A 4,928-nucleotide genomic window follows, 5' to 3' on the forward strand; every position below is an offset into this window, starting at 1 on the left:
AGCCCATCTGCAAGGTCCTGCAGATTGCCCCGTCTTGCTACCGGCGCCACGCGGCGCGGCTTCGCAACCCGGCACTGCGCTGCAAACGTGCCCAACGCGACGACGCGCTCATCCCCGACATCGAGCGGGTCTGGTGCGCCAATTACCAAGTGTACGGAGCCGACAAGGTCTGGAAGCAGATGAACCGCGAAGGCATCCGTGTCGCGCGTTGCACGGTCGAACGCCTGATGAAGCGCCAGGGGCTGCAAGGCGTGCGTCGTGGCAAGGTGGTGCGCACCACAACGCCGGACACCTCGGCACCATGCCCAATGGACCGGGTCCAGCGGGTGTTCAAAGCCGAACGGCCTAACCAACTGTGGGTGTCGGACTTCACCTATGTCTCGACCTGGCAGGGCTGGCTGTACGTGGCGTTCGTCATCGACGTGTTCGCGCGACGCATTGTGGGCTGGCGCGTGAGCAGCACCATGCGTACAGACTTCGTGCTGGACGCCCTGGAGCAGGCGCTGTATGACCGTCAACCGGCCGATTCCGATGCCTTGGTCCACCATTCCGACAGAGGCTCGCAGTACCTGTCCATCCGCTACACCGAGCGGCTGGCCGAGGCTGGCATCGAGCCCTCGGTCGGCAGCCGTGGCGACAGCTATGACAACGCACTGGCCGAAACCATCAACGGGCTGTACAAGGCCGAGTTGATTCACCGCCGGGCGCCCTGGAAGTCCAGGGAATCCGTGGAACTGGCCACCCTGCAATGGGTGCACTGGTTCAACCACATCCGGCTGCTTGAGCCCATCGGGTACATCCCGCCGGCGGAAGCTGAGGCAAACTACTGGCAACTTGCCAGCGAGACCATCGCAGCGGTCTCAACTTAAACCAACCGGCCTCCTCGAAAACCGGGGCGATTCAGTTTGATGAAAACCTCTACCCAACCGAAAGCCCGGGCGGTTTTGTCGCCTGAATAGGAAGGTGAACGGCAGGAGCTTAGCCTTTTCGCGCAGACGAGGCGTAGAGAAGCCATGACCGACAGCCTACTCAAGTTTCTCGACGCGACAGCGCTGCGCATGCAAAGCGGGGGATGGGCGGCTAGGGTTGCGCGCTCCGTCAATTGACGAGGTGGTGAGCGCCGCCGAACGCTACGCGATGGGCTCAGTCGATTACGGCGAGAAGTGGGCCTGCGGTGTCATAGAAGCGATGAGCAAGTGCGCGCCCCAGCGGGACACATCGACGGCACGCAAAACGGAAAACGAGGCAGGAGGCGGCATGAAAGGGAGGGACATCTTTACGCAGGCCGAAGCTGAGCGTATTCGGGCACTTCTGCGACAAGTACGGGAGGCTGTTTCCGCGGCGGAGCAGAAGAAACTCCGCGACCGCCTGCGAATCAATATCGGCTTCTATATCTCGGACTTCGCCAGATCGAACGCCGGCTTCACGGCTGCCGATTTTGACGGCCTGGTGGATCACGGCACCATCAAGGTCATTTGATTCGGAAACCAGACGGAGAATGGGACAAGCGAAACGGCGAGGCACGAAAGAACAGCGGGTTGTACATCAACCTCCTACTGGCGTTTCCGGATCGTGCAACGTCGGTCTACGAGATCGCTTGTGGAAGTGCAGCCAACGCAATTGACTTGCCCACCAACACTGGCGTCGCCCCAGAGGATATTGAAGAGGGCTTTCAGATCGTTTCCGGGGCACCGTTGACCGACGCAGGCGACGTCGCCGATCGGCGTGCCCTGCGGGAGTGGCAGCAACGTGCCCGCACGCTGCTTGGGGAGATTGAGGAAGCTCGAGACGCCGGCGATCACGCCCGGGTCGAAGAAATTGAGGAGGAAATGGCCTTCCTGACAAAGGCGATGGAGGGTGGCAAGGGCCTCGGCGGGCGTCAGCGCAAGGCCGGGGACAAGCGGAAAAACGTCCGCGACGCCTTCCGCAATGCCGTCGACCGAGCCATCAAGCAGATCGACAAATACGACAAGCCGCTGGCCCAACACCTGAAGGACTCGATCAAGCACGGCAACGAGGCGGTCTACCGCCCGGGAACGTCCATCACTTGGGACGTCCGGCCCATCGTGAACACGTAATCTGCCGAACCCCGTTCCGGGGCCGGGTCGCCTGCGTGGAGGCGCTTTCCGTAACAAACAAGAAGCCGCAAACCCGCGCCAATGCTGGGGCGTGTGTGACGGGCACCCTTCGCAGAAACAGAGAATAGGCGGGACAGAGAACTGAAAAATGCCCGGAAACGGGCTTCCCTGGGCGGCTGCGCCCTCCGCAGCGCAGCCCGAACCGCGCCAGCATTGGCCCTGCGGGCAGCAAAAAGCCCAATGGAGAACCGTTGGTGTTGATTTGCACGGAATCCTGACCCAGGATTTGCATCGAAAACTGACCCACCCCAAAGGCTGTTAGGTGTCGCTTTGTGCGGGTTGTTTGGCGGCGCGTTTCTCCTTCTTGGGCTGGGTGGTGCTGTGCTTGAAACGATAGCTATGATCGACGCAGTCGTGCGTCCGCCAGCTGACGACCGCATTCCTGTCGATCTATTCTGGATTCATATCGTGTATGTCGGCGAGCCCCAAAGGGCTGGAGCCTTCTCCAAGAAGGAGGATGGTCTTTTTGCGATGCGGGCAAAATCTGGCGAAAAGGCTGAGCGCATTGTTGCCAAACAATTGCGTGACGACTTCGGGCACTCGTTTCCCCAGGCCATGCTCGCCACGCCTGGCTACTTCGAGATCCGCTACGATGGAAAGAAACATCGGAAGCCTGACCGCAAGTGCCTCGTCTGCGGCCTCACCTTCGAAATCAAGAAGCGTAACCGGGATAGATTCTTCCGCGTTTCGCATAGCCAACATAGGCCGTTTGCTCACGAAAACCATCCAACCGATTGGCACGCGTTTGTGTTTCCGGACATGAAACCGAGGTTCATGTCGAATGCAGTCATTGCCAACGCGATTGCCTCAGGGCTGTTTGATGCTGGATTCGACAAGTATGACTCGTGGGCTGACATTCGCCCTGAAGCCGCTTTCGTATCAGCTCCACCGTCTTGCGAGTCCGGGCACCTGTAGCAGGGCGCTTACCGAGTCCTACCAGGCCGGAGAACCTCTTCAGAACGCGCCTGCGCGCGGGCAGTTCCTGCGCCGAGCCATCTCATAAGCGATGATTTCCTCTTTGGTCTGCGGCGTGTCATCCGCCGAGAACGTCATCGGCCTAACCCAATTGCAAGCGGTATCGGTAATACGCGGGGGCTGCCAGGACGGCTGCTGAGCAGCGCAAGCCGAAAGCCCAAGCGCCACCAGAAGGATTGCACTTCGCACGGGTCACTCCTTACGCAGGATGCCCAGGGACGCGCCCTCGGCATCGAACTGATCGCGCGGGATCTGCGCCGCTTCGGCCTGGGCGGCGGTGGCATTGACGGCAGCTTCCTCCCCGGCTTGGGCCGCTGCCGCGTTGGCTTCGGCGGACGCCTCGCGCGTGCTGGCAACGTCCGCCTGCGCTTGCGCCCTCTGCTGCTGAGCGCGTGCCACGCGGGCATCGGCTGCCTTCTTGCTGACCCAAGCGAACAGAAACGAGCCAGCGATGCCGGCAATGCCCACGATGACGGGCCAGAATTTGGCGAGAAGAGTGGCAATCATGGTTGGATCTCCGGTAGATCGAGCGCGCACAGCTTGTGCGCAGTCATCACGGCCTTGAGCTTGGCCGCATAGACCGGATCGGTGGCGTAGCCGGCCCGCGCAATGGCCTCGGCGAACTCGGGACCGCGCGGATCGGCAAAGGCAAACTTGTAGCGCGGATTGCCAGCGAGAAACGCAGCGTGGTCGTCGATGCTGCCTTGCCAGTCCGGATAGGCCCGGAAACGCGCCACCATTTCAATAGTGCGGCCATCGACCACCTCATGCGTTTCCTGCAGTGTCACCGGCCCACTCCAGCCGGTGTCGGCCTTGATACCGAACAGATTGTGTCCGGGCGCGTGCGCACCCCAGGCCGATTCCAGCGCGGCCTGCGCCACGGTCACGCTCGCGGGCACGCGTGTTGCGCGCATGCACGCCTGCGCCGCCGGGACGATGGCGGCGATAAACTCGGCCGGCGTCATAGGACACGCGGGCTGTTCCGGTGCCACCGGAACAGCGGCGGGTGGCAGGCTTGGCGGAATCGGCGGCAGTTGTCCGACCGCGCCACCCGGTTGACTAGGTTTGGCACCGAAGCGGCGCGCCAGCGCCACGAACAGGTCACTGAGCCACATCGCCGGCTCCTTTGTCGGTGGTGAAGACGCGCGCCGCCAGCACCAGCACAAAGCCAGCGGTGGCAATCACTCGGCCCCATCCTTGCGGCAACTGCGCCTTCAGGTCATCTGGCAGCAGACCCCAGGCCGAGATGAGCGTGGGCCCAATGCCAAAGAGCGCCGCGAAGAGCGCGCCCAACCGGACGCTGGCGAAGGTGTGAGCTTGCCGCCATTCATCGATCAATCGAAATTTCATTGGGTTCCCCCTCATTTTTTGGTGAAGTAGGTCAGCGCGAGGTACGTCATGCCACCGAGCGCCATCGAGCACAGCCCGTAGAACGTCCAGCGCCCGAACGCGGCGAACTGTTCATTGAGCCATTCCTTGATGGCTTGCTTGACGGCTTCCTTGAACGCCGCCGTGTCTTTGATGTCGTCCATGACGTGCCCCAAAAAAGAAAAACCGCCCGAGGGCGGCAGCGATTGCATATCCATGATGGTTCGCTAGGTGCAGTTGATTGAAACCGTGCGACGCCTGCGGCTGACCGACGCGGTGATGTTGGCCGTCGTGGCGCCGAGCGTGGCCCCCAGCGGCCCGCTGAACGTCTCGCCACCGCTCGCGCTCACGGTGAAGTTGGCAAGCGTCGACGCCAGCGGGCCGGTATAGGTTTCCGATTCGTAGATGGCCGCTGTCACGTTCGCAAGGCTGGCCGTGAGCGTGCCG

General features: G+C 62.0%; 9 protein-coding genes. 4 read left to right on the plus strand and 5 right to left on the minus strand.

Going from position 1 to position 4,928, the window contains the following annotated elements; translation table 11 throughout:
* The 4 genes from QZ609_RS24465 to QZ609_RS24480 all read left to right on the plus strand — a co-directional run.
* A partial coding sequence (locus tag QZ609_RS24465; protein WP_295500440.1) for an IS3 family transposase occupies positions 1–869 on the plus strand: 869 nt, incomplete at its 5' end.
* Between the two features lie 244 nt (positions 870–1,113).
* On the plus strand, positions 1,114–1,479 hold the full coding sequence (locus QZ609_RS24470) for a hypothetical protein (RefSeq protein WP_295500442.1): 366 nt from the start codon (positions 1,114–1,116) through the stop codon (positions 1,477–1,479).
* 59 nt (positions 1,480–1,538) lie between these two features.
* On the plus strand, positions 1,539–2,078 hold the full coding sequence (locus tag QZ609_RS24475) for a hypothetical protein (RefSeq protein ID WP_295500444.1): 540 nt from the start codon (positions 1,539–1,541) through the stop codon (positions 2,076–2,078).
* 399 nt (positions 2,079–2,477) lie between these two features.
* Entirely contained in the window at positions 2,478–3,053 is a 576-nt protein-coding gene (locus QZ609_RS24480) for a hypothetical protein (RefSeq protein WP_295500446.1), read from the plus strand.
* 252 nt (positions 3,054–3,305) lie between these two features.
* Here the strand turns inward: QZ609_RS24480 and QZ609_RS24485 are convergent, their stop codons facing one another.
* From QZ609_RS24485 to QZ609_RS24505, 5 genes are all read right to left on the minus strand, one after another.
* Positions 3,306–3,620, minus strand: a complete 315-nt coding sequence (locus QZ609_RS24485; RefSeq protein ID WP_295500448.1) for a hypothetical protein — start codon at positions 3,618–3,620, stop codon at positions 3,306–3,308.
* On the minus strand, positions 3,617–4,228 hold the full coding sequence (locus QZ609_RS24490; RefSeq protein WP_295500450.1) for a glucosaminidase domain-containing protein: 612 nt from the start codon (positions 4,226–4,228) through the stop codon (positions 3,617–3,619). The genes QZ609_RS24485 and QZ609_RS24490 overlap by 4 nt, the downstream gene beginning before the upstream one ends.
* Positions 4,215–4,463, minus strand: coding sequence for a hypothetical protein (locus tag QZ609_RS24495; RefSeq protein ID WP_295500452.1), 249 nt, complete (start codon positions 4,461–4,463; stop codon positions 4,215–4,217). The genes QZ609_RS24490 and QZ609_RS24495 overlap by 14 nt, the downstream gene beginning before the upstream one ends.
* A gap of 11 nt (positions 4,464–4,474) precedes the next feature.
* Complete coding sequence (locus QZ609_RS24500; protein ID WP_295500454.1) at positions 4,475–4,645, minus strand: hypothetical protein; 171 nt, start codon at positions 4,643–4,645, stop codon at positions 4,475–4,477.
* A gap of 63 nt (positions 4,646–4,708) precedes the next feature.
* On the minus strand, positions 4,709–4,928 hold a 220-nt coding region (locus QZ609_RS24505; protein ID WP_295500456.1), incomplete at its 5' end, for a hypothetical protein.

The sequence above is a fragment of the uncultured Ralstonia sp. genome (assembly GCA_913056305.1).
In the GTDB taxonomy this organism is placed as follows: domain Bacteria; phylum Pseudomonadota; class Gammaproteobacteria; order Burkholderiales; family Burkholderiaceae; genus Ralstonia.